The organism is Rhizobium sp. NZLR1b, from assembly GCF_019685155.1.
GTDB lineage: Bacteria > Pseudomonadota > Alphaproteobacteria > Rhizobiales > Rhizobiaceae > Rhizobium.
On the sequence record NZ_JABDWC010000001.1, the window covers coordinates 213734 to 236139 of the forward strand.

Genomic DNA, 22406 nt, shown 5'->3' on the forward strand with positions numbered 1-22406 from the left:
TAGATGTCGCTTACCTCCGCCTTGAACAGCGTCCAAAGTATTTTCAACAATACCGGCCAGCAAAGCAGCGTCGTCTCGACCAACATCGCCAATGTCGGAAATTCCGACTATGTCAGACGCGAGGCGTCGATAACGACGTCTCTGTCCGGCGCTCAGGTCGTCAGCATCAGCCGGGCGCAGGAAACCGCGCTGCTGGCCCAGTATCTGCAATCGAACGCCAAGGACAGCGCCCAGCAGACGCTTGTGACCGGCCTCGAAAGCCTGAAGTCGCTGACGGGCGGCAATGACTACGAGACCTCGCCGAGCACTTATCTCTCGGCATTTCAGCAGGCGCTGCAGACATTCGCTACATCGCCGAGCAGCACGACCGCCGCGCAATCGGCTGTCACCGCCGCGCAGGATCTGGCCAATTCGCTGAATACCGCAAGCGACGGCGTCCAGTCGATCAGAGCCGATGCCGATGCGGAGATCGCCACGCAGGTCTCATCGCTGAATACGCTATTGTCGCAGTTCGAAACCGCCAACAATGCGGTCAAGGGGGCGACAGCGACGGGCGCCGATACGTCCTCGGCTCTCGACGAGCGTGAAAAGCTTCTGAAGCAGATCTCCTCGATCGTCGGTGTGACCACCGCCGTCCGCGACAATAACGACATGGCGCTCTACACCTCTGACGGCACCGTGCTGTTCGAGACCATACCGCGCACCGTCACATACGTGCCCACGACAACCTACGTCGCCGGAACGGAGGGCAATTCCGTCTATATAGACGGCGTTGCGCTCGACGCCGGCGAGGGATCGACGACAAGTGCCTCGGGCAGCCTGCAGGCGCTGCTGCAGCTTCGCGACGAAATCGCCCCGACATTCCAGGCTCAGCTCGACGAGCTCGCCAAGTCCCTCGTCCAGGCCTTCTCGGAAACCGACGGCAGCACCAGCGCACCCGCACTTTTCGTCTGGACGACGGCGGCCGGAGCAACTGGAGGAACACCCTCGGATTCCGACGATATCACCGGCATCGCGTCCTCGATCTCGGTCAATCTTGCCGTCGTTACCAGCGAGGGCGGGGATGCAACGAAGCTGCGCGACGGAACGATCAGCGGCATCACCGATCTCAACAGCTCGGGCGACAGCGGCTTCTCGGACAATCTCGACGCCCTGTATACGGCGTTGACGGAACAGCGCTCGTTCTCCTCCGACGCCGGTCTTTCCACATCGCAAAGCCTGATGGACTATGCCAGTTCCTCGATCGGCTGGCTCGAACAATACCGCAGCGATGCGACGGCGGCCTCCGAAAACACATCTGCGGCGCTATCGCGCTCCGACGAGGCCTATTCCAACGAGGCCGGCGTCAACCTCGACGAGGAGCTGACGCTCCTCCTCGATATCGAACAATCCTACAAAGCGGCGACAAAGATCCTGAACGTCATCGACGAGATGTTCCAGTCGCTCCTCGATATAGCGAGCTAGTCATGAAAGCCTCTTTTGTCTCGTCATCGGCGATGCAGAACGTCCTGCGTCTGACCATCAGCCAGTCCCAAACCAAGCTGCAGCAGGCCTCGACGGAGGCGACGACCGGAACCTACGCCGATATCGGCGTCTCCCTTGGCGCCGGCGCCGCGAAAACGATCAATCTGACCAGCGCCATCGACCAGGCCGCCTCGTTCCAGTCAAGTAATGCCGTCGTCGGATTGCGCATGGACGCATCGCAGACCGCCCTTTCGAGCCTCAAGGATGCCGGCGATAGCCTGGTCTCGAACCTGACAGCGCTCCAGGCGAGCCAGGATACGACCAGCATCGCCGTTGCCCTGCAGACGGCGGGCGCCACGATTTCTCAGCTGATCTCGACGGCGAACACCGAGGTGAATGGCGAGTTCCTGTTTGGCGGAACGAACCTCGACAGCCAGCCTCTGACCGATCAGTCCTCTACGGTCTCGGATGCGATCGTGACCGCGCTGGGCGATTATGCAACCGGCCTTGGAAAAGACGTCAACGATCTGACCGGCGAGGAAATCGGCACTTTCATCACCGATACCGTCGAGCCGATGTTTTCCGAAAGCGCCTGGACGGACGCTTCGGGAGGCTGGTCGACCGCTTCCAGCACCGACATGACAAGCCGGATCAGCGGCTCGGAAACCATCACCTCGTCCACCAACGCCAATTCCGAAGGCATGCGTTATCTGGCGCTTGCCTCCGTCGTCGTCTCCGCGCTCTTCGGCCAGGATCTCAGCGCCGACGCACAGAGCACGGTGGCATCGAAGGCGATCGGTTATGCCGCGCAGGCGACTTCAGGCATCGTGACGCAGCAAAGCCAGCTCGGCCTCTCGCAAGAACGGGTCGAAAAGGCAAATGACGCGCTCGATGCCCAGTCGAGCCTGCTTCAGGGAAACCTCGTCGATCTCCAGGGCGTGGATGCCTATGAGGCTTCGACGCTCGTCAACCAGCTGCAGACGCAACTGGAAACGGCCTACACGCTCGTCTCAAAACTCCAGGGCCCGAGCCTGGTCAACTATCTCTGACGGATTGAAAATGCGGGAATTCAAGCGGCTGCAAATACCGGCCTTAACGAGAGAGCCCAACACGAGCTGCTCCGAAATCGTGGCTGAGGCCGCCTTTGCGCTTGCCTCAGGCATCATCAATACGATCCCTTTCGTCGGCAGCAAGCTCGACGAGCAACAGGCCCAGGCGTGGCCGCGATCGGGGATTTTCACCGACGACGGTGTAGAGATGACGGGAACGCCCCCCGAAATCTTCGAGCTTTGCGAGCTCCTGGCCTCCTACATCGAGAAAGGCTCGTCATTCGACGTCTTCGAGGTTTTCCACAAGATTGCTCGAATCGACCGGTTGATCGACTGGCGCCAGGGCGCCTTGCTGTCCCCCGAGTCGGAGAACACAAGACATTGATAGAATAAGAAAAATACCTTCAGGAAGGCGTCGCGATCGTGCGCGCGCCGCCAGGGAGCATGGCAAGGACCGGGCTTGCTTGTCGCCTGTGCGTTGCGGCAGTGTGGACTTTGCCATAGGGAAGACCAAGGACGATTGTCGAAGTCTGCCGGCAATGGTCTTTCACAGGCCGAGTGTTTCTTGATGTCAAAGCCGCGCGCGAAGCTTCCGTTCTCCGAAGAGACCTTGCAGGCCATGCTGGTCCGCGTGCTCCGCCCGCTGGTCAAACTCGCTCTCGCCTCCGGCTTCAACTTCACCGCTTTTTCGGTCGTCCTTCGCCGGCTTTATATCGAGGTGGCGGAGAAGGAATTCGCGCTGCCGAACAAGCAGCAGACGGATAGCCGCATCTCGCTGCTGACAGGCATCCACCGCAAGGACGTCAACCGGCTGCGCGGACTGGCGCTTGATCCATCGTTCCTGACCGTGGGCGTTTCGCAGACGAGCCGCATCCTTGCGCGGTGGCTTGCCGATCCGCTTTATTGCGATGCCGAGGACAGGCCGAGCACTTTGCCCCGGACGTCCAGCGATGGTGTTCCCTCATTCGAGAGCCTGGTCAGCGACATCACCAAAGACGTCCATCCCCGCTCCATCCTCGACGACTGGCTGGACAAGGGCATCGTCGTTGTCGACGACAACGGCTGGGTCCGGCTCAACCTTTCATCGATCGTGCCCAATGCCGGCGACGAAGCCCGCCGGCATTATTTTACCCGCAACCTTCGTGACCATGTGCAGGCGTCGGTCCTGAACCTGATGAACGACCCTCCTCCCTATTTCGAACGTGCCGTTCATTATGATGGGATGTCGCCAGCGCTCGCCGCCCGGCTCGACGAAATCGCGCGCGAGGAAGGGATGGCGATGCTTCTCAAGCTCAACAAGATCGCCCATCAGGCCATCAAGGACGATCCGGGCGGCAGCAGCCGCTGGATCTCGGGCCTCTACGTCATGACCGAGGAGCGTGAGCCGGATCCTCAGGCAGACGCCGCTTCCGAGACGGAGGCGGACGAATGAGCCCGTCAACGATCTCGAGACGACAGTTTCTGCTGGGCGGAATTGCGCTTCAGGTCCTGATACCGGCGATGACAGCCGCGCAGCCGACCGGCACCAGCGATCATGGAATCGGCGGGTCCGGTCTTTCCATTCAGGGAGGCGGCGAGAACGAAGATCACGGCATCGGCGGAACCGGCATCGTCGGGACCATCCAGGGTTTCGGCAGCATTATCGTCAACGATATCCACATACCGTTCAGCGCCACGACGCCGATCGAGATCGATGGACGACGCGTTCCCGCCAGCGCGATGAAGGTCGGTCATGTCGCCCGGGTGCTGCTCACAGGCAAGCGCGCCGCCCGCATTACGATCGTCAGCGAGGTCCAGGGCCGCATCGACCGGATTGATAAGACCGGGATAAGAATACTTTCGCAAACCGTCGACGCATCAGGTTTGGCGACGAAGGGCCTGCGGAAAGGCAAGCGGGTTGCCGTGTTCGGTATCCGCAAACCTGACGGCACGATCATTGCCCGGCGCATCGAGCCCCGCTCCGTTTCCGATGGCGTCCATGTCCGTGGTGTCCTCGTCAAGAGCGGCAATCACGTCCTGATCGGCGGCCTTTCGCTTGGAAGCACGCATGGGTATCTGGCCGGCAAACAAACACTCGTGCGTCTGAAGGCGGTTGCCGATCGATTGATCGTCACTCGTATTCAGGCCGAACCTGTCGTGCCGGGCCTGAAACGCGGTACCGTCAACATCGAGACCTTCCGGCCGGGGGACAGAGGCATGGCGGGTTCTGGACCTGGAGGTTCGGCGCCTTCCGGGTCGATGCAACTCTCCCCCGATGGTCATGGCTTCGTCGATATCGGCGTGCGGGATTCGAGCAGAATGACTGGCTTTCCCGGACCTGGTCCCAATGGCGTTGGTCCGCGCCCGCCGAATGGTCCCGGGAACGGACCGGGGCCCGATCACTCGCCTTTCGGCAGAGGCGGGCCGGGCGGCGATTTTCCCGATCCGGGCAGGCGAGGTCCGCCACCCGGCCCTGGCGGCCCGCCTCCCGGCTCGGGGCCTCCCGGGTCGCCGCCCCCCGATCCGGTTCCGCACTGAAAACGCTGTCACCCACATTGACAAATGGGAAATATTCCCATTTTATTGCTCCTGCGAATCCTGCTTTGGGTGATTCCGGGAAGGGTTTGCCGATTGGCTAACGGGTCCGCCCCATACCCGCTAGCCAATCGTTTCAAACGCTTTTTAAGTCGAACCGTATTCCCGCGTAGTTGCAGAGATGGCCCACCGCCGACCCGATGGCGCCATCCGAACCAAGTCATCTTCGCCCAAGAGGAATCAGAAATTGCTTTTGCTGGAACGCGAACCGGATATTTCGATCGAGATGGACGAACCAACCGTCGTTGCAACCTGGGAAAACCGCGCGCAAATCATCGGCATAATGAACAGCGCGCTCCAGATGAGCCAAGAATTCCAACAGCTTTGGAACAGCAGCGGCGAAACCGGCCGGCTCAGCCAGGACAATACAGATAGATTGGTCGAGCTGCTGCGCAAGATCGGCGACCTCAACGAAATGCTGATGCGATTGGCCTAAATTCTCACCGGAACGATCCAATCCAGAATTTAGACCTTTATGCCCTTGTGAATCTCGCGGCTTCCATCGACGACTGCTTCGAGATCGAGATCCGCCCCGCTTTGCGGTGAAAGGCGGGCATAGAAGGACATGGCTGGCTCTGGCCCGACTTGACAGATCTCATAGTGTTCGAGAGCCCGCTCGACAATCTCGGCGACTGAACGATTTTCGCGGCGGGCAAGCCGTCGCGCAAGATCACGCGCCTTTGCACTCCGTACGGCAAGCTGAGGTTCGGTCATACTGATCTCCTTTCTGATAAATATGACGCTCAGCATCCCGGCCAGTGAGTTGACGGATAATGGCTTACTACCAAAGTGGCCGTTGTTTGCCATCACCCCAATTTTGGACGGTTGCACCGGCCTTTCACAGGTGAGCCAACCCCCTGCCAACGAAAGAATTAACCATATCTCAGCGTTCTTGCGAAATAATGCTGCACGTAGATCAGGCGTCTCGAAGAAGAGAGGCCATAAGTTATTTGGAGACGGTCTTGGCCTTTACTATTGCGCGCAGTTTGGTGGCGTTTGGCGTCGCCGTTTCGGCCGGCCTCTTCATGTCGATCGGATTGCAGCAATCGGCGCTCGAACGGCTGAAGGTCAATGGCCCGGTTTACGAACAGGTCGTTTACGGAAAGGATCTGATCGCCGATATTCTGCCGCCGCCGCTGTTTGTCGTCGAGTCCTACATGCTCTCCTTCGAGGCGAGCAAATTTCCCGAACTGACCGATACCAATCTGGCCAAGATCGCGAATCTCAAGGCTGCTTACGACGATCGCCGCGCCTATTGGAAAACCACCCGGCTGCCGCAGGCTTTGAAGGACGAGCTTGAAAACGATGTCATCGCCAAGGGCGATGTATTCTGGGACGTGATGAACCGCGAGATCATTCCCGCCCTGACCGCCAAGGATGAAGACAAGGCGCATGGTGCGATCGAGCAATTGCGCGTCGCCTTTCATTCGCATCAGGATGCGGTCGAGAAACTTGTCGCAAATTCCGATGCCTTCCTGAAGGGCGAGGAGCGCAATGCCGCCTCGGAAATCGTCACCTGGACGATCTATGCGGGTGCCGCGGGCTTCGGCTCATTCGGCCTGTTGCTGGTGGGTCTCTATCTCTTGCGTCGCCGGGCAATCGTGCCGCTCGACGGTATGAAAGCCTATATGGGCAACCTCGCAGACGGCGATTATTCGACAGACGTTCCCTATGCCAGCCGCTCCGACGAAATCGGCGCCATGTCCAAGGCCGTGGCCGTCTTCCGCCGCAACGCGCTGGAACGCGAGGGCGCGCAGAAGCGCGAGACGGCGCTTCGCGATGCGGAATTTGAACGCGAACGCAGCCAGATGGCCGAAAAAGCCGCCGACGAGCAGATCCGCGAAATGGTGATCGATCAGCTGACGTACGGCTTGGACCAGCTATCACACGGCAATCTCGATTGCCGGATCGCCACACCCTTCGCCGCCGCCTACGAGACTTTGCGCGCCAAGTTCAACGACAGCATGGACGCACTTTGCGCCTCGATGGCCGAGATCGCCCTGACCTCCAGGCAAGTGGGCAGTTCCTCGGACGGCATTACGGGCGCAACCGAGAGTCTCGCGTCGCGCACGGAACAGCAGGCCGCGATGCTCGAACAGGCCACGGCTGCGCTCGATGAGATGAACGTCAAGGCGAAAGACGCCGCCGAGCATGCCGGCAAGGCAACCGGCATGATGGCCGAGACCCGCACCAGCGCCGAACATTCGGCCGCCGTCGTTCGCGAAGCGATCGCCGCCATGGAAAGGATCGAAGGTTCGTCGTCGCAGATCGGCGACATCGTCAACGTCATCGATGAAATCGCCTTCCAGACCAATCTTCTGGCGCTCAATGCCGGGGTCGAAGCCGCCCGTGCTGGCGAAGCGGGCAAGGGTTTTGCCGTCGTGGCGCAGGAAGTGCGCGAACTCGCCATGCGCTCGGCCAACGCCGCCAAGGAGATCAGGGCTCTGATTTCCACATCCTCGGCTCAGGTTTCCAGCGGGGTGCAGCTTGTCAACCGCACTGGCAAGGCGCTTCTGGAAATTGAAGGACAGGTCGAGCAGGTCGCCGGCCTGATTGCCCGCATCGTTTCGGTGTCCTCCGAACAGGCGGTGGCGATCGGCGAGATCAACGCCTCCGTCAATGCTCTGGATGAAGTGACGCAACGCAACGCGGCCATGGCCGTCGAAACCGCCTCGGCCTGTCGAGCGCTCGGCACTCAGACGCAGACGCTGGAAGGGGTCGTCAACCGCTTCCAGGTTGATGCGAGAGCCAGCGCGTCAAGACCGCAGAAAGCGGCTTGACGTATGAGCTGCCGCCGGAACTCCGTTCACCTCAGCCTGTAACGATCGCCACGACGGCAACGCAATCGCCTGGTTTGACCAGCCCCGAGAAATGCCGGGCACAGAGAATGCCGCTCATTCCGGCGCGGATCTCGCGGGGCGCCACCCCGGTCCGCCCGGTCGGATGGATGCGCGCAATGACGGCATCGTCAGTGACTGCGTCACCGAGATCGATGACAGGTTCGATCAGTCCCCCTTCCTCCGCGAAGGAGAAGCAGCGGCCGTCCGGCATGTCGAGCCAAGTCGTCGGACCGGCATCGACAGCGCCCGCGACGATCCCCGCGTGGCGCAAAACGTTCATCGTGCCGCGCTTGGCAATCGCCGCACTTTTGGCCGTCGCGGTACCGCCACCGCCGAGTTCCGTGGTGATGAAGACCTTGCCCATCTCCTCGGCCGCGGTGTCGTACATGCCGACCGCATCGATCTCCAGCATCTTCATCGAATAGGGCGCGGCAAAGGCAGTCACGAAGTCGAAAGCCTGCGCCTCCTGCTGCTTGTTCGGCAGGATATGGGCTGCGCAGAACGGCAGAAAATCGAGCGTCTTGCCGCCGGAATGGAAGTCGAGAACGATATCCGCCATCGGCAGAAGCACACGCTGGAAATAATCGGCGATCTTCTCCGTCACCGTGCCGTCCGGCCGGCCCGGAAAGCTGCGGTTCATGTTGCCTTTGTCGATCGGCGAGGTCCTGGTTCCCGTCTGAAACGCCGGATAATTCATGGCCGGCACGATGATAACCGTGCCCTTCACCGCCTCGGCCTTCAGCGTGCGGGCAAGATCAAAGAGCGCGATCGGTCCTTCATACTCGTCGCCGTGATTGCCGCCGGTCAGAAGGGCCGTTGGCCCCTTGCCGTTCCGGATGACGGTTATCGGGATCATCACCGACCCCCAGGCGGAATCGTCACGGCTGTAAGGCAGCCGCAGGAAGCCGTGCTGGACACCCTCGGCGGCGAAATCCACCGTCGCGCTGATCGGCGACGGTCGCAAGCCAATCTCGTTCATGACACCTCAATCCTTGACCATCAGTCTGCGCGGCACGTTGGCGAAGCATTCGACGCCGCTCTCGGTGATGAGGATGCTCTCGGTCGTCTCGAAACCCATGTCGTCGAGCCAGAGGCCGGTCATGAAGTGGAAGGTCATGCCGGGCTTCAGCTCCGTCCGGTCGCCCGGCCGCAGGCTCATGGTGCGTTCGCCCCAGTCCGGCGGATAGGATAGGCCGATCGGGTAACCGGTGCGGTTGTCCTTGACGATGCCGTATTTTTTCAGGACCGCGAAGAATGCATTGGCGATGTCCTCGCAGGTGTTTCCGGGTTTCGCGACCGCAAGACCGGCCTCCATGCCTTCCAGCGTCGCTTTTTCGGCATCGAGAAAGGCCTGCGTCGGCTTGCCGAGGAAGACGGTGCGTGACAGCGGCAGATGATAGCGATTGTAGCAGCCGGCAATCTCGAAGAAGGTGCCCTCGCCCTTTTTCAACGGCCGGTCGTCCCAGGTCAGATGCGGAGCAGATGCTTCGACGCCGGACGGCAGCAGCGGTACGATCGCCGGATAATCGCCGCCGATGCCGTCGACGCCGCGGGTGCCGGCGTCATAGATTTCCGCGACCAGATCGCATTTGCGCATGCCGACTTCGATCTTGTCGAAGATGCGCGCGTGCATGGCTTCGACGATCCGGGCGGCATTGCGCATGTATTTGATCTCGGTCTCGCTCTTGATCGCCCGCTGCCAGTTGACCAGCGCGGTCGCGTCGACGAAGCGGGCGTTCGGCAGGTGCTTCTGCAGGGCCGCAAAGGCTGCCGCCGAGAACCAGTAATTGTCCATCTCGACGCCGATCGTCAGCTTGCCGAAGCCGCGTTCGGTCAGGATCCCGCAGAGGACGTCCATCGGATGACGTTCGGTCGACTGCACATAGTGATCGGGATAGCCGACGATGTTGTCATGCTTCAGATAGGCGGTGAACTTGGCGCCGCTGGCATCCTGGCCGCGGCCGAACCAGATTGGTTCGCCCTGCGGTGGCACGATCACCGCCTGGTGCACATAAAAGGACCAGCCGTCATAGCCGGTCAGCCAGGCCATGTTCGACGGGTCACTGACGATCAGGAGGTCTACGCCCTTCGCCTCCATGGCGCGCCGTGTCTTTTCCAGCCGCGCGGCATATTCGCCGAGCGAAAACTTCAAATTGGGCTGGGTCATGTTTCTTCCCTTCTCCGGCGAATGCCGGTCAGCTTTCGAATGGGGTCCCGGCATTCGCCGCGCCGGCGCGGGCAAAAGCGAGCGTGGCGATGGCGGTATCCTGGATGCCGGTTCCCGTGAGGTCGGCGATGGTGATCTGGTGGTCGCTCGTCCGTCCTTGCGCCTGGCCGGCAACGATCTGGCCGAGTTCGGCGAAGACTTCTTCCATCGCGACCAGGCCGGCATCGATTGCGTGGTGCAGCTCGCCCAGACACCGCGTCTGTTTCAGGCTGTCGGCGACATAGAGGCCGGCGCCGGCGATGGCGGCCGGATCGATCTCGTTCTTGTGTTCCGCATCCGAGCCCATGGCCGTCAGATGCTGTCCGGGTTCCAGCCACCCGGCCTCAATGATCGGGCTTTCCGCGGGTGTGGTGGTGACGATGAGGTCGGCGCCGCCGATTGCACCCCTGGAGTCCAATGTCACGGTGACAGGAAAACCGAGCTTTCCCGCGAGTTCGGCTGCCGCGGCTTGCGCTTTGGTGGCATCCCGCGCCCAAATCCGGGCTTCGCGGATCGGCCGCACCAGCGTCAGCGCTTCGAGCTGCAGCCTCGCCTGAACGCCTGCTCCGAAGATGGCGGCTACGGAGGCATTTTCCCGCGACAGATGTTTTGCCGCGACGGCGCCGGCTGCGGCGGTGCGCACATCGGTCAGATAGCCATTGTCCAGCAGCAGCGCCTGCACCAGGCCCGTTCGGCTCGACAGCAGCACCATCATACCGTTGGTGCTCGGCAGGCCGATCTTCGGATTGTCGAAGAAGCCGGGGCTGATCTTGATTGCGAAACCTTCGATGCCGGGCACATAGGCGGTCTTCACATCGACTTCGCCGCGATATTCCGGAATGTCGAGCCGCAGGATCGGCGGCATGGCGACGGTCTTGGTGGCAAGCGCTGCGAAAGCTTGCTCGATGCAGGCGACCGCATCGCGATCGAGCGCGATGATCTTCCGCAATTCTGCTTCCGTTAGAATGATCATCCGGCTCATGGCCCACCCTCCCCGAAGATTGCCGTCTCGCCGTTGATCACCCGGCGGTGCTGTTCCATGTCGACATTCCGCCCGGACAGGATCGCGACGACGGGACCGCGGGAGCTGATCTTTCCCGCAAGCAGCGCTGCGATGCCGACGGCGCCCGCGCCTTCGATGATCTCGCGTTCGCTGAAATAGGCGTGGCGCATGCCGGCAGCGATTTCCGTTTCCGTCAGCAGGATGACGCCGTCGAGAAGTTCGCGGCACATCGCGAAGGTCACGCGATTGTCGAGGCCAATGCCGCCGCCGAGCGAGTCGGCAAGGCTCGGCACCTCCTCGACCTGCACCGGCCACCCCGCATCGAGGCTCGCCTTCATCGCCGCACCCCGCTCCATCGTCAGGCCGATCACCTTGGTCTTCGGACTGACGCCTTTGATGGCGGCGGCAACGCCCGCCGCCAAGCCGCCGCCCGAGAGCGGTACCAGCACAGTCGCGGCGTCCGGCAAGGCATCGATGATTTCGAGCCCCAGCGTCCCCTGGCCTGCGACAACAACCGGATGATCGAAGGGCGGAACCATCACCAGCCCCTCCTCACGGACCAGCCGGTCGACCTCCTGCTGCGCCTCGTCCTGTGATCGTCCGACGATGCGCACATCGGCACCGAGGCGGCGGATTTCTAAAATCTTGTTCTCCGGCACCAACCGCGACATGCAGATGGTTGCGACGGCACCTTGCGCCTTCGCCGCATGGGCAAGCGCCCTGCCATGATTTCCGGTCGAGGCTGCAACGACGCCGCGCAAGCGTTGCTCCGGCGACAGGGACAGCACCGCATTGGTCGCACCGCGCAACTTGAAACTGCCGGTCGTCTGATAATGTTCGAGCTTCAGCCAGATGGGAGTGCCGGCGATCTCGCCGAGCGATGCCGACTGCACGATCGGTGTGGCGAGCACCCGGCCGGTAATGCGCCGCGCCGCCGCACGAATGTCCTCCAGCGTAACAGACAAAGCGCTCACCATGATCTCAGCCTTCGCGATAAGGCTTGGTCATCAGCTGACCGAGTTCGGGCCGCGGCCGATCATCGCCGCAAAGCCTGAGGCAAGCCCAGGCCGTCGCGAGATTGCTGGTGACCACGGGTTTGCCGGTCTCGACTTCGATCCGGGCGGCGACCTGAGCGGCGCGCAGGGCCGTGCAGGAGATGAACAGCGCATCGGATTGCGGCGCCAGCACCTGGCGCGCGAAAGCGGCAATTTCATCCGGCGCGATCCGCGCCATTTCGCGATCATCCGTCAGGCCGAGACAGGTGAAGCGGTCGATCGTAAAACCGAGATCCGCGAAATAATCCGCCATCGGCCGGCTGGTCTCGATCGTATAGGGCGTCAGCATCGAAATCCGCCTGGCGCCGAGCGCCTTCAGACCCTTCACCGCCGCAGCCGTCGGCGTCACCACGGGAACGCCGGGTTTGGACGCGTGGATCGCCGCTTCGATGTTGCGGTCGCCGATGACGACAGAGGCGGAGGTGCAGGAATACATGACGGCATCGAGCGCCTCATCCGGCAGGATCAGGGCTGCGCCTTGCGTCAGCGACGGCTGCATCTTCAGGAGGTTTTCCGGTGTGACCGGATTGGCGTAGTGGATGCGGCTGACATAGACGCCGATGCGATCGCTGGCGACCATGCGCTGAAAGTCCACCTCCGTCGTGTGGTCCGTCGCCAGAATGACCAGGCCGATGCGCTTTTCGAGCGGCCGATCGTCCAGTCGCGGCAGCCGGCCGGCCGGGATGATTTCGATCTTTGCGGGCATGGTCAATCATCCATCCTGGCGTAACGTTCCTCGAGCCAGCGCAAGCCCACGACCGAAATCAGGCTGATGACGAGGAAGAATACGCCGACCAGCGTCATCGGCTCGATGTAGCGGTAGTTGCTGTTGGCGATGCTCTTTGCCTGGTTCATCAGTTCGAGCACGGTGATCGCCGAAAGCAGCGGCGTCTCCTTGAACATGGCGATGAAATAATTGGCGAGTGCCGGGATCATCGGCGGGATCGCCTGCGGCAGGACCACGTGGATCCAGGCCTGGCGCGTCGTCAGATTGGTGGCCTTGGCCGCTTCCCATTGTCCGCGCGGCACATTCTCGATGCCGGCGCGATAGACCTCGGCAGTATAGGTTGCATAATGAATGCCCATACCGATGACGCCGGCGACCAACGGCGCCAGCCGGATGCCGATATCCGGCAGCACGTAGAAGATGAAGTAGAGCTGCACCAGCAGCGGCGTGCCGCGGATAAATTCCGAGATGAAGCCGACCGTGCGCGACACGGCGGCGACCGGTGACCGCCGCGCAATGGCAAGACCCAGGCCGACAACCATGGCAACGGCAGCGCCGAGGATGGTCGCAAGAAGAGTGATCTTGAACCCTTCGAGAAGGGTCGGCATGATTTGCCAGACGAAGTCCCAATCCCATTCCATCCGATCAGGTCCTTATGCCGTCGAGGCTGCGCGCCATCCGCCGTTCCAGCCAGCGCATCGCCGCCGAAATCGCCAAGGCCATGAGGAAATAGAGAATGAGGATCGTCGCGAAGGGCACCAGCGTATTGCCGGTCTGCGCCCGCACCACCTGCGCCTGAAAGGTCATATCCGTCAGCGAGATCAGCGATACGACTGCCGTGCCCTTCAGAAGCTCGATTGCGTTGTTGCAGAAGGTCGGCAGCATCAGCGGCAGCGCCTGCGGCAGGATGACGTGGCGCATGCGCTGGTATCGTGACAGGTTGAGCGCAACGCAGGCTTCCGACTGTTCGCGCCCGACGGCCTTGACGGCACCGCGTACCACTTCCGCCGCATAGGCGCCGACGTTCAAGCCGAGCGCCAGGACACCCGCCTGCAGCGGCGTGAGGGTCAGGCCGGCAAAAGGCAGCACAAAATAGACCCAGAAGAGCTGGACGAAGATCGAGGTGCCACGGAAGAACTCGATATAGGCGGTTGCCAGAGCCCGCACGGCTAAGAAGCGCGACAGACGGCCGAGGCCCGCCAGGAAGGCCATGACAAGCGCCAGCGCAGATCCCATGATCGTCAGCTGGAGCGTCACCAGGGCGCCCTCAAGGATCAGTGTCAGATAGCCGGACCATACCGACATCGGCAACTCACTTCTCTGGAGATCGTTCGGGGATAAGCCGGCCGTGCCCAAGGCACGGCCAGCTGCTCGCCTCGATTACTTCGCCGCGGCGCAGAGCTTGTCGCGGCTTGTCGACATCGCCGCCTTGGCCGAGAAGCCGTAGGGCTCGATGATCTTGGCGAATTCGCCCGATTCCTTCAGCTTCTTAAGCTCGACGTCAAAGGCGTCGCGCAGTGCGACGTCCTGCTTGCGGAAGGCGGCGCCATCGCAATAGACCGGCGCATTGACGACGGGAGCGACGGTTTCGAGATTGGGATCATTCGCCTTGGCCATCAGGTCGTGGATCGACAGAACCGGCAGCGAATAGACGTCGATGCGGCCGTCCTGCAGCATCTTGATACCGCTCTGGCCATCCGGAACGACGATGACACGGTCGCGCGGCACGCCGGCCTCAAGCGCCAGCTTCTCCTCGGTACCGCCGCCCGGCGCGCCGATCTTGGCGTCCGGATTGTCGGCGATGTCCTTGTAGCTCGTCAGCTTCAGCGGGTTGCCCTTCTTCAGAGCGAAGGCCTCGGCGTCGCAGAGGATCGGCTCGGAATAAGCAACGGCATTGCAACGCTCGGGCTTCATGAACAGCCCCGCCGTAATCGCGTCATGACGACCGGCCTGTAGGCCGGGGATCATCGCGCCATATTCCGAGATCGAAGCCACCACTTCCTTGACGCCGAGTTTTTCGAAGATCGCGCGCGCCACATCGGGCGCGGCGCCCGACACTTTGCCATCGGCGCCGACGGCCGTAAACGGCGGCTCGTTGGCGATGGCGATACGGGCAAAGCCCTGCTCCTTCAGCTGCTCGAGCTTGTCATCGGCGGCGGATGCCGGGCCGGCCGCCGCCATCAGCAGCACCGACAGGCTGGCGGCGGTCAAAAGATATCCTGCTTTCATCGTTCCCAACTCCTCTGGCTTTCCTTGAGTTTGTTCTTTGCGGGCAATGTCTGTGGTCAGACGCGGTGCCCCGCCGCAATGATCTTGCGCAGGAAGGTCTGCGTCCTCTCCTGCGTCGGATTGCGAAAGATATCGCCCGGCTTGCCTTCCTCGACGATCTTGCCGCGATCGAAGAACAGCACACGGTCGGCGAAATCATGGGCGAAGCCCATTTCATGGGTGACGAGAAGCATGGTCATGTCGGTTTCGGACGCCAGCCGGCGCATGACGTTCAGCACCTCCTCGACCAGTTCCGGGTCAAGCGCCGAGGTCACCTCGTCAAACAGCATGATCTTCGGCGACAGCGCCAGCGCCCGGGCAATGGCGACGCGCTGCTTCTGCCCGCCGGAAAGCTGCGCCGGGACGCTTCTCGCCTTGTCGGCCAGGCCGACCATGTCGAGAAGCTCCATTGCCCGCTTTTCGGCCTGCGGCCGTTTGATGCCCTTTGTCAGCATCGGCGCCAAGGTCACATTGTCGAGCACGCATTTGTGCGGAAAGAGATTGAAGTGCTGGAAAACCATGCCGATCTTTTCGCGCATGCGATGCAGGTGCCGCTCATTGGCTGCCACCAACCCGTTGCTATCAGGCATGTGATAGAGCTGTTCGCCATCGACCTCGATATGGCCGCCGCTGATCGTCTCCAGCGTCATCAGGATGCGCAGGATCGTCGTCTTGCCGGAGCCGGACGGCCCGATCAGCGCCAGCTTTTCGCCCGGCATGACATTCATCGACAGGCCGTCGAGCACGGTCAGCGGGCCGTATCTCTTCACGATGTTGTCGATGCGGATGATGGGCTGAGGCATTCATGTCTCTCCCTGTTGAGACAAGCAATGCCCTAACGATGACGGCCGATCAAAATCATGTCAATTCGTAAAATAATATCATGACAATTATTCTGCGTGTGCTCAAAGGCACGGCAACGGCTTAAATCGCAAGCAGCAGCTCTTCCGGATTTCCCTGCGCCAGTGAGGCGACGATACCAAGCCCGGTGCGCAATTCGTCTTCCGTCGTCGAACCCAGCGAAATGCGCACGGCCGGCGTCCAGCCCTGATCGGCGGTGCGGAACGATTTGCCAGGCGCGATCGCTACGCCGCGCAGCCTTGCTTGCGAGACGAACCCGTCTTCCTCATGGTTGCCGGAGAGCGGCAGCCAAACGTGCAGGCTTTGCGGATGCGCCCGGTAGGACAAACCGGCCAGCATCTCCGCCGCAATCGCATGCCGGCTGGCAAGGGCGCGGCGCTGCCAGTTGACGAGTTCCATCGCCGTGCCGTCGCTGACCCAGCGGGTAGCAATCTCGGCCATGGCAGGTGTCGCCATCCAGCTGGAAACGAGATGCCGATTGGCGACGGCGGCGACATAGCGGTCGGGTGCGACGAGGTAGCCGATCCGGAGCCCCGGAACGGTGATCTTGGTGAAGCTCGTGACGTAGAGCGTCCGCTCCGGCGCAAAGGCGGCCATCGGCGGCGCGCGGTTTTCGACCATCGGACCGAGAACATCGTTTTCGATGATCGCGATGTCATGCTTTGCGGCGACGGCGGCGAGCGCCTGCCGGCGCTCCGCGCTCATCAGCGCCGCCATCGGATTGATCACCGAGGGCTGCAGGAAAATTGCCCGGATCGGCCCCGTGCGACAGGCTTCATCAAGCGCCTCGGGGATCATGCCCTGCTCATCGATCGCCAGCCCTTCGAGGTGCAGGCCGAGATAGCCGCAGAGCGGCACGAGCGTATGGTGACTGACCGCCTCTGTCGCGATGGTCGAGCCGGGCGGCGCGACGCTCATCAGCGCCACCGTCATGCCCGAGGTCGCGCCGTTCGTCACGCTGATATTCAGCGGCGACACCTCCAGTCCGCAGCGCGCCAGCCATTCGGTGGCAACGGCGCGGTGGCGCGGAAAGACCATGTTCGGCCGGAACGACAGGGCCGAGCTGGAGGGCAGGTTTTCCGAAAGCCAGCCGAAGGCCTGGCGCAGCCTTTCCAGATGGATCTGCTCGCAGACCGGCTTCAGGATCGACAGATCAATCACCTCGCCCAGCCGTTCCGGCAGATAAGGCGGCTCCGGCTCGCGCGGCCTGGTCTGGACGAAGCTGCCGCGTCCGATCTCGCCGGAGATCAGCCCCCGGCGGCTGAGCTCGTCATAGGCGCGGCTGACCGTCTGCACCGAAAGCTGCAGGTCATCCGCCAGTTTGCGGTGCGGCGGCAATTGCGTGCCGTCGGAGAGCTTGCCGTCGGTAATCGCGTTGGCGATCTGCTCGGCAAGCGAGAGATAGGCCGGCCTGCGGAGTTGCGAGGGATCGGGGCGCCACTTTGTCATGATTTCAACACTGCTGAAAATCAGTTCAATTGACAATGCCAAAATGCGCTTCCATTGTCTTTTCGCTGCGTTTGAAATGATTTCTTTCTAAAGAAAGCACCATGAAGCTCGACGCCATCGACCTGCGCATTCTCGACGCCGTCCAGCGCGACGGCCGCATCACCAAGCTGGCGCTGGCCGAAAAGGCCGGACTGTCGCCGACGCCGTGCTGGATGCGGCTGCGCAAGCTCGAAAAGGCAGGCATCATCACCGGCTACCACGCCCGCGTCGCGCCGCGGCGCATCGCCCCGGTCGCCAGCGTGATGATGGAGGTGACGCTCGCCAACCATCGTCAGGCGGATTTCGAACGCTTCGAGCGCGCCGTCGCCGCAATCGCGGAGATCGTCGCCTGCTGGTCGGTCGGCGGTGGCGTCGATTATATCCTAAAGATCATCGCCCCCGATATCGACGCCTATCAGCGGCTGGTCGACGGGCTTCTCGACCGCGAACTCGGCATCGACCGCTATTTCACCTACATCGTCACCAAAACGGTGAAGGAGGAAACAGTGCTTCCGGTGTCTTCCTTCGCCGCCATCGGCGATGAACAAAGCGCGCGCTAGAGCGCCGCGCGTCCAAAAGGACGCGCTAAGGACGCTCTAACACCTTTAACTGGCGCATAATCCTTTCCGAAAATCGATTTTTGGGGTTATGCGCTAGCCAATCTCTCTGTTAAGGCGCCATCCTTTAGACCATCTCTCTCTTTTCGCCTCCGCCAACAGACAATCTCTCGTCCGCTCCCATGGAAGACTTCATGTCACCGCAAAGGAGATTGGACATGACCGCCGTTTTTGCCCGCCCCGCCTATCATGACGCGCTGTCGCGGCTTTCCGACCGTCATCTCCTGCGCGATCTTGCCTATGTCGGCGGCCGATGGATCGCCGGCACGACGGGCAAAAGTTTCGAAGTTACCGATCCGGCTTCCTCGGGGACGCTGGCCTGGGTTGCGAACCTCGGCGCGGAGGAGACGGTAGCGGCGATCGATGCAGCATCGGAGGCCTTTGCCGCCTGGCGCGCGATGCTGCCGCAGAACCGCGCGGCGATCCTGCGCAACTGGCACGCGCTGATGCTCACGGCCAAGGAGGATCTGGCGCTGATCATGACGCTCGAACAGGGCAAACCGCTGGCGGAATCGCGCGGCGAGATCGATTACGCCGCCTCCTTCGTCGAATGGTATGCCGAGGAAGGCAAGCGGCTGAACGCCGAGAGCGTCACCAGCCACCTGCCCGGCGCCGAAATGATCGTCCGGCGCGAGGCGCTCGGCGTCGTCGGCATCGTCACGCCGTGGAATTTCCCCGCTGCGATGATCACCCGAAAGGCAGCTGCCGCGCTTGCCGCCGGCTGCGCGGTCGTCGCCCATCCCTCCTCCGAGACACCGCTTTCGGCGCTTGCCCTTGCCGAGCTCGGCGAACGGGCCGGCATTCCGGCCGGCGTCTTCAACGTCGTCACCGGCAATGCCGCGACGATCGTCGGACGCATGTGTGCCGACACCCGCCTGCGTGCCATCAGCTTCACCGGTTCCACCGGGATCGGACGGCTGATCGCTGCCCAATGTGCGCCGACCCTGAAGCGGCTGGTGATGGAGCTCGGCGGCCACGCCCCGCTGATCGTCTTTGACGACGCTGATATCGCCAAGGCGGTCGAGATCGCCGTCGACGCCAAGTTTGCCACATCGGGCCAGGATTGCCTTGCCGCCAACCGGATCTTCGTCCAGCGGCGGATCGCCGATGCATTCGCCAAGGCTTTTGCCGCCCGAATTGCCAAATTGAGGGTCGGCGCCGGGCTCGAGGATGGCGCCGAGATCGGGCCGCTGATGCATGAACGCGCCGTCGCCAAGGTCGAGGAGCAGGTCTCCGACGCGCTGGCGCGCGGCGCCCGGCTCATCGCCGGCGGCAGGCGCCACAAGGCCGGCCAGCTTTTCTATGAGCCGACGCTGCTGACCGAAGTGCCGGCGGATGCACTGATCATGCGCGAGGAAACCTTCGGGCCTGTGGCGGCCGTGACCACCTTCGACACGGAAGAAGAGGTCATTGCCCGCGCCAACGATACCGAATACGGCCTCGTCGCCTATATCGTCACGGAGAACGGCGCCCGCCAGATGCGCCTCGGGCGCGCACTGGAATATGGCATGGTGGCAGTCAACCGCGTGACGATCACCGGCGGCCCCATACCCTTCGGCGGCTGGAAGCAGTCCGGCCTCGGCCGCGAGGGTTCCCGCCATGGGCTCGAAGCCTTCACCGAGCTCAAATATCTCTGCATCGACACGGCGGCCTAAAGCTCTTTGTTTTTATGCATGTCGTTGTCCCGGAACCGCTGCACACTTCCGAGCGACATGCATTAAGCCGCTCCATTTCAAGAAGAGGATAGAACATGCTCGAGAAAAGCAACGAACTCGCCGCCTGGGACCGCGATCACTTCTTCCATCCCTCGACGCATATGGGTATGCATGCGCGCGGCGAGACGCCGACCCGCGTCGTCGCCGGCGGTGAAGGCGTTTACATCACCGACACGACGGGACGCAAAAGTCTCGACGCCTTTGCCGGCCTCTATTGCGTCAATGTCGGCTATGGCCGCCAGAAGATCGCCGACGCGATCGCCGAACAGGCAAAGAACCTTGCCTATTACCACGCCTATGTCGGCCACGGCACCGAGGCCTCGATTACGCTTTCGAAGATGATCATCGACCGCGCGCCTGATGGCATGAGCCGCGTCTATTTCGGTCTCTCGGGTTCCGATGCCAACGAAACCAACATCAAGCTCATCTGGTATTACAACAACATCCTCGGCCGGCCCGACAAGAAGAAGATCATCTCGCGCTGGCGCGGTTATCACGGCTCCGGTGTCATGACCGGCAGCCTCACCGGCCTGGCACTCTTCCATAATGCCTTTGACCTGCCGCGCGCACCGGTGCTGCACACCGAAGCACCTTATTACTTCCGCCGCCCCGACCGGTCGATGGACGAGGAGCAGTTCTCGCAATATTGCGCTGACAAACTCGAGGAGATGATCCTCGCCGAAGGCCCGGACACCGTCGCCGCCTTCATCGGCGAACCCATTCTCGGTACCGGCGGCATTGTGCCACCGCCGAAGGGCTACTGGCAGAAGATCCAGGCCGTGCTCGACAAATATGACATCCTGCTCGTCGCCGACGAAGTCGTCACCGGCTTCGGCCGTCTTGGCACGATGTTCGGCTCGGATCATTACGGCATGAAGCCGGACCTGATCACCATCGCCAAGGGCCTGACCTCGGCCTACGCTCCTCTTTCCGGCACGATCGTTTCGGAGAAGATGTGGCAGGTGTTGGTGCAGGGTTCCGACCAGATGGGGGCGATCGGCCACGGCTGGACCTATTCCGCCCATCCGATCTGCGCCGCCGCCGGCATTGCCAATCTCGAACTGATCGACGAACTCGGCATCGTCGAGAATGCCGGCACGACGGGCGCCTATTTCCGCTCGGAACTGCAGAAAGCGGTGGGCAGCCACCGCAACGTCGGCGAAGTCCGCGGCGACGGTCTGATGGCGGCGGTCGAATTCGTCGAGGACAGGGATGATCGCAAATTCTTCGATGCCAGCCGCAAGATCGGCCCGCAGGTCGCCACTGCTCTTCTCGAACGCGGCGTCATCGGCCGCGCCATGCCGCAGGGCGATATCCTCGGCTTCGCCCCGCCGCTCTGCCTGACGCGCGAAGAGGCCGACATCGTGGTCAAGGCGGCGGCGGACGCGATCGACACCGTCTTTAAGAACATCTGAGGGAGACGATCAACATGACGATCCCCGAAAAGATGGCGGCCGTATTGCTGACCGGTCATGGCGGCCTGGAGAAGCTCGCCTATCAGAGGAACGTGCCCGTCCCGAGGCCGGCGGACGGCGAGGTTCTGATCCGCGTCACGGCTTGCGGCATGAACAATACCGACGTCTGGGTTCGGCAAGGCGCCTACGGCACCGAGGACGATCCGTCCGCCGTCTCCACATGGCGAAGGCAGGGCAACACGCTGACATTTCCGCGTATTCAGGGCACCGATACGGTCGGCCATATCGTCGGCGTCGGCGCCGGCGTCGATCCGGCCCGCATCGGCCAACGCGTCATGGTCGATTTCTCGATCTACAACCGCGACGACGACAGCCTCGCCGATATCGATTACATGGGCCATGGCCGCGACGGCGGATATGCCGAATATATGGCACTGCCGGCCGAGAACGCTCATGTCGTCGCAACCGATCTGACCGACATCGAACTCGCCACCTTCTGCTGCGCCTATCTGACCGGCGAGCGCATGCTGGAACGTGCAAGGCTTGCCGCCGGCGAACGAGTCCTCGTGACCGGTGCCTCGGGCGGCGTCGGCTCGGCAATCATTCAGCTCGCACGTGCCCGCGGCGCCATCCCGATCGCAGTCGCTGGTCCCGGCAAGGAGGCGGCGATGCTCGATATCGGCGCCGAGGCAGTCGTGACCCGCGGCAAGGGCGATCTGGTCGAAGCCGTCCATTCGGCCAGCCGTGGCCAGCCGATCGATGTCGTCGCCGATCTTGTCGGCGGGCCGCTGTTCAACGACCTCTTGAAGATCCTGCGTCCCGAAGGCCGCTATACGACGGCCGGCGCCATCGCCGGCCCGGTGGTCCAGCTCGATCTGCGGACGATGTATCTGAAGCAGCTGGAACTGCATGGATCAAGCCAGGGAAGCCGCGCCGACTTCCGCCGGATCGTCGGCTATATCGAAAGCCGGAAAATCCGGCCCCTCGTCGGCGGTGTCTATGCGCTGTCGGAATTCCACCGCGCCCAGACCGATTTCATGGCAAAGAACTTCGTCGGCAAATTGGTCGTGGTTCCCGACGGAAGATAAGATCGAGATCTCCGATCACGCCGCAGACGAACCTTA

At 62.2% G+C, this 22406-nt stretch carries 22 protein-coding genes; 11 read left to right on the top strand and 11 right to left on the bottom strand.

Translation table 11 applies throughout. From position 1 onward, the window contains the following. Positions 1 to 3 precede the first annotated feature (3 nt). The 6 genes from flgK to HJB84_RS01020 all read left to right on the top strand — a co-directional run bounded on the left by flgK (position 4) and on the right by HJB84_RS01020 (position 5523). Complete coding sequence (gene flgK, locus HJB84_RS00995; protein ID WP_207584818.1) at positions 4 to 1464, top strand: flagellar hook-associated protein FlgK; 1461 nt, start codon at positions 4 to 6, stop codon at positions 1462 to 1464. A 2-nt stretch (positions 1465 to 1466) separates the two neighbouring features. After that, the gene (locus HJB84_RS01000; protein ID WP_221115019.1) at positions 1467 to 2513 is read left to right on the top strand and encodes a flagellar hook-associated family protein; all 1047 of its coding nucleotides are present in this window, start codon (positions 1467 to 1469) and stop codon (positions 2511 to 2513) included. 10 nt (positions 2514 to 2523) lie between these two features. Further along, on the top strand, positions 2524 to 2898 hold the full coding sequence (locus tag HJB84_RS01005; protein WP_207584816.1) for a hypothetical protein: 375 nt from the start codon (positions 2524 to 2526) through the stop codon (positions 2896 to 2898). A gap of 183 nt (positions 2899 to 3081) precedes the next feature. Next, positions 3082 to 3945, top strand: coding sequence for a DUF6502 family protein (locus tag HJB84_RS01010; RefSeq protein WP_221115020.1), 864 nt, complete (start codon positions 3082 to 3084; stop codon positions 3943 to 3945). Next, on the top strand, positions 3942 to 5030 hold the full coding sequence (locus tag HJB84_RS01015; RefSeq protein WP_207584814.1) for a DUF5666 domain-containing protein: 1089 nt from the start codon (positions 3942 to 3944) through the stop codon (positions 5028 to 5030). Before HJB84_RS01010 ends, HJB84_RS01015 begins: the two co-directional genes overlap by 4 nt. A 244-nt stretch (positions 5031 to 5274) precedes the next feature. Continuing rightward, positions 5275 to 5523, top strand: coding sequence for a hypothetical protein (locus HJB84_RS01020; RefSeq protein ID WP_221115021.1), 249 nt, complete (start codon positions 5275 to 5277; stop codon positions 5521 to 5523). A gap of 29 nt (positions 5524 to 5552) precedes the next feature. Here HJB84_RS01020 and HJB84_RS01025 read toward each other — a convergent pair whose 3' ends face one another. Next, positions 5553 to 5801, bottom strand: a complete 249-nt coding sequence (locus tag HJB84_RS01025; protein WP_221115022.1) for a plasmid stabilization protein — start codon at positions 5799 to 5801, stop codon at positions 5553 to 5555. Positions 5802 to 6049: 248 nt separating this feature from the next. Here HJB84_RS01025 and HJB84_RS01030 point away from each other — a divergent pair, with 248 nt between their 5' ends. Next, entirely contained in the window at positions 6050 to 7867 is a 1818-nt protein-coding gene (locus HJB84_RS01030) for a methyl-accepting chemotaxis protein (RefSeq protein ID WP_207584811.1), read from the top strand. A 31-nt stretch (positions 7868 to 7898) separates the two neighbouring features. Here HJB84_RS01030 and doeB read toward each other — a convergent pair whose 3' ends face one another. The 10 genes from doeB to HJB84_RS01080 all read right to left on the bottom strand — a co-directional run bounded on the left by doeB (position 7899) and on the right by HJB84_RS01080 (position 17496). Next, on the bottom strand, positions 7899 to 8906 hold the full coding sequence (gene doeB, locus HJB84_RS01035) for a N(2)-acetyl-L-2,4-diaminobutanoate deacetylase DoeB (protein ID WP_221115023.1): 1008 nt from the start codon (positions 8904 to 8906) through the stop codon (positions 7899 to 7901). 6 nt (positions 8907 to 8912) lie between these two features. Continuing rightward, positions 8913 to 10094, bottom strand: a complete 1182-nt coding sequence (gene doeA, locus HJB84_RS01040; protein ID WP_221115024.1) for an ectoine hydrolase DoeA — start codon at positions 10092 to 10094, stop codon at positions 8913 to 8915. 28 nt (positions 10095 to 10122) lie between these two features. After that, complete coding sequence (gene eutC / locus HJB84_RS01045) at positions 10123 to 11115, bottom strand: ectoine utilization protein EutC (RefSeq protein ID WP_221115025.1); 993 nt, start codon at positions 11113 to 11115, stop codon at positions 10123 to 10125. Further along, on the bottom strand, positions 11112 to 12113 hold the full coding sequence (gene eutB / locus HJB84_RS01050) for a hydroxyectoine utilization dehydratase EutB (RefSeq protein WP_221115026.1): 1002 nt from the start codon (positions 12111 to 12113) through the stop codon (positions 11112 to 11114). Before eutB ends, eutC begins: the two co-directional genes overlap by 4 nt. A 4-nt stretch (positions 12114 to 12117) precedes the next feature. Next, positions 12118 to 12897 (bottom strand): ectoine utilization protein EutA, encoded by a 780-nt coding sequence (gene eutA, locus HJB84_RS01055; protein ID WP_207585169.1) that lies wholly within the window; start codon positions 12895 to 12897, stop codon positions 12118 to 12120. Between the two features lie 2 nt (positions 12898 to 12899). Further along, positions 12900 to 13559 carry an ectoine/hydroxyectoine ABC transporter permease subunit EhuD gene (gene ehuD, locus HJB84_RS01060; protein ID WP_207584806.1) on the bottom strand — a complete coding sequence of 220 codons (660 nt, stop codon included), beginning with the start codon at positions 13557 to 13559 and terminating at the stop codon, positions 12900 to 12902. Positions 13560 to 13563: 4 nt separating this feature from the next. Continuing rightward, positions 13564 to 14223 (bottom strand): ectoine/hydroxyectoine ABC transporter permease subunit EhuC, encoded by a 660-nt coding sequence (ehuC, locus tag HJB84_RS01065; protein ID WP_221115027.1) that lies wholly within the window; start codon positions 14221 to 14223, stop codon positions 13564 to 13566. Positions 14224 to 14298: 75 nt separating this feature from the next. Further along, entirely contained in the window at positions 14299 to 15147 is an 849-nt protein-coding gene (gene ehuB / locus HJB84_RS01070; RefSeq protein WP_207584804.1) for an ectoine/hydroxyectoine ABC transporter substrate-binding protein EhuB, read from the bottom strand. A gap of 56 nt (positions 15148 to 15203) precedes the next feature. After that, the gene (gene ehuA / locus HJB84_RS01075; protein ID WP_207584803.1) at positions 15204 to 15989 is read right to left on the bottom strand and encodes an ectoine/hydroxyectoine ABC transporter ATP-binding protein EhuA; all 786 of its coding nucleotides are present in this window, start codon (positions 15987 to 15989) and stop codon (positions 15204 to 15206) included. Between the two features lie 121 nt (positions 15990 to 16110). Beyond that, positions 16111 to 17496 (bottom strand): PLP-dependent aminotransferase family protein, encoded by a 1386-nt coding sequence (locus HJB84_RS01080; protein ID WP_207584802.1) that lies wholly within the window; start codon positions 17494 to 17496, stop codon positions 16111 to 16113. Positions 17497 to 17597: 101 nt separating this feature from the next. Here HJB84_RS01080 and HJB84_RS01085 point away from each other — a divergent pair, with 101 nt between their 5' ends. From HJB84_RS01085 to HJB84_RS01100, 4 genes are all read left to right on the top strand, one after another. Then, a complete protein-coding gene (locus tag HJB84_RS01085; protein ID WP_207584801.1) occupies positions 17598 to 18095 on the top strand; it encodes an Lrp/AsnC family transcriptional regulator in 498 nt (165 codons plus the stop codon). A gap of 215 nt (positions 18096 to 18310) precedes the next feature. Next, complete coding sequence (locus HJB84_RS01090; RefSeq protein ID WP_221115028.1) at positions 18311 to 19807, top strand: NAD-dependent succinate-semialdehyde dehydrogenase; 1497 nt, start codon at positions 18311 to 18313, stop codon at positions 19805 to 19807. 95 nt (positions 19808 to 19902) lie between these two features. After that, positions 19903 to 21282 carry an aspartate aminotransferase family protein gene (locus tag HJB84_RS01095; protein ID WP_207584799.1) on the top strand — a complete coding sequence of 460 codons (1380 nt, stop codon included), beginning with the start codon at positions 19903 to 19905 and terminating at the stop codon, positions 21280 to 21282. 14 nt (positions 21283 to 21296) lie between these two features. After that, positions 21297 to 22370: an alcohol dehydrogenase family protein gene (locus tag HJB84_RS01100; RefSeq protein WP_207584798.1), complete on the top strand. Its 1074-nt coding sequence runs from the start codon at positions 21297 to 21299 to the stop codon at positions 22368 to 22370. The last annotated feature ends 36 nt before the right edge of the window (positions 22371 to 22406 follow it).